2 protein-coding genes are annotated in these 1975 nt (G+C 41.1%); both read left to right on the top strand.

The window, feature by feature from the left end:
- Positions 1–792 (top strand): hypothetical protein (locus G4P69_RS37400; protein WP_208354961.1); only part of this gene is annotated, 792 nt, incomplete at its 5' end.
- A gap of 188 nt (positions 793–980) precedes the next feature.
- Positions 981–1955 (top strand): NAD-dependent epimerase/dehydratase family protein, encoded by a 975-nt coding sequence (locus G4P69_RS37395; RefSeq protein ID WP_208340000.1) that lies wholly within the window; start codon positions 981–983, stop codon positions 1953–1955.
- Positions 1956–1975: the final 20 nt, after the last annotated feature.

Genomic DNA, 1975 nt, shown 5'->3' with positions numbered 1-1975 from the left:
AACCAAAGTCCGTTAGTAGAACTCAACACTGTTGAGCAGTCGACGGGAAATGTTCTCTCTAAGACGAATGCACCAGCTCTTTCTGTTGAAGATACATCGCCCGCACCAAAAAAATCTAAAGCCATCTCTCTCCCTGAAACTGACCGGATTACGAAATTGGCAGCCCTTGGAGATGGAAATCTAGTAATTTCTACGGTCTCTTACACGAAAGATGCTTATTTCAACCATCTGATTTTTACTGTCGGGAGTGCTAAGAACCCTACATTCAAATCGAAAAAAGTACTAGGCTTAGCAGATTCCGACAAAACAGTTGAAAGTTTGCTTAGTCTTTCCAAGAATCAACTACTTTGTCTCGTAGGAAACCAGGGCATTCCGCCTTTTTTCTTTGGGATAATCGATTCCACAACAGGTAAAATTTCTTCTGGCGATTCTCTCGATCTACCCCCACTAATGTCTGGCAAGAGATACTCTAATCTATGCCAAGATGCCAAGGGAAATATTTTCGCAACCGAGACTTCCTCAGAAGGAATTCCTATTTTAATCGCGATAAACTTGCAAGAAAAAGCTACAATTACCGGCAAGGTCAAAATTAAGAGATTAACCCCACTCAGCTTTGAAGGAAGTCCTCTTGTTAACGATGTTAAAGACTTAAACTTCTCTTCTTCTAATCAACTGTACGCCCTTGCTAAGGATAATAGTGGAAAAAACACCTTGTTTACGGTGGACGTCAACAACGGTAAGCTGGCAAAAGTTACCAATCTAGAGGTCGACAAGTTTGCATTTTCTTCCTAAGAAGACCGAACTTGTGACTAAGATGTGATGACAACAAAAACGGGTTTCTTGAGTTACAACAAGAAAATTCTGCTTTTATAAAAAACTGAAAAACCGAAGTTTTTTCAGTTTTTTGTTTGATTCCTGGATATTACTTTTATACTGTCCAGAAATATCTACACAAAAAATAGACTCTTTTTTCTAAAAAAATGCAAAATAGTCGCGTATTAATTACAGGTGGAGCCGGTTTAGTTGGCTCCCATATTGCTGATTTGCTAGTTAAAGAGGGAGTTGCAGAAATTATTGTTTTCGATAATTTCACGCGCGGACGGCTGGCGAATCTGGCTTGGACCAAAGAACATGGCTCCCTAGTCATTGTTGAAGGTGATATTCGGAATAGCCAACTTTTAGGGGAAGTCATGCAAGGTGTAGATTATGTCTTTCACCAAGCAGCAATCCGTATCACACAGTGTGCTGAAGAACCACGTTTGGCATTGGAAGTGTTGGCTGATGGCACGTTTAATGTTTTGGAAGCTGCAGTCAATGCTAAAGTCAAAAAAGTAGTCGCAGCTTCTTCTGCTTCGATTTATGGCATGGCGGAGGATTTCCCCACCACTGAATCTCACCACCCTTATAATAACCGTACCCTCTACGGTGCAGCTAAGGTCTTTAATGAGGGTTTATTGCGCAGCTTCTATGAGATGTATGGTTTGAACTATGTAGCCTTGCGCTATTTCAACGTGTATGGACCGCGTATGGATATTTACGGTGTTTACACTGAAGTATTGATTCGATGGATGGATCGCATCGCCGCAGGTCAACCGCCACTGATTTTTGGCGATGGTAAACAGACTATGGATTTCGTCTATATCGAAGATATCGCAAGAGCTAATATATTAGCAGCTAAAGCTGATGTTACAGACGAAGTGTTTAATGTTGCTAGTGGTGTAGAAACTAGTTTAAATGACCTTGCCCATAGTTTAGCTAAGGTGATGGGATCGGACTTGCAACCAGAATATGGATCAGAACGCAAAGTTAACCCTGTACAGCGCCGACTTGCAGATGTGAGCAAGGCTCAAAAACTATTGGCTTTTGAAGCACAAGTCTCCTTAGAAGAAGGGTTACGTCGATTAGTGAATTGGTGGCGCTCTGAAAAACAGGCGAAGGAAACAATTAATGTCTGAAAAAATACAAAATATCCCAA

This window comes from Aetokthonos hydrillicola CCALA 1050 (genome assembly GCF_017591665.1).
Taxonomy (GTDB): domain Bacteria; phylum Cyanobacteriota; class Cyanobacteriia; order Cyanobacteriales; family Nostocaceae; genus Aetokthonos; species Aetokthonos hydrillicola.
Note: the sequence above shows the minus strand (reverse complement) of the source record. Positions and strands in the feature narration are given on the sequence as shown.

What these genes read in the sequence shown, in the direction of transcription:
- G4P69_RS37395 (WP_208340000.1), top strand. Translation starts at nt 981, where the DNA reads ATGCAAAATAGTCGCGTATTAATTACAGGTGGAGCCGGTTTAGTTGGC.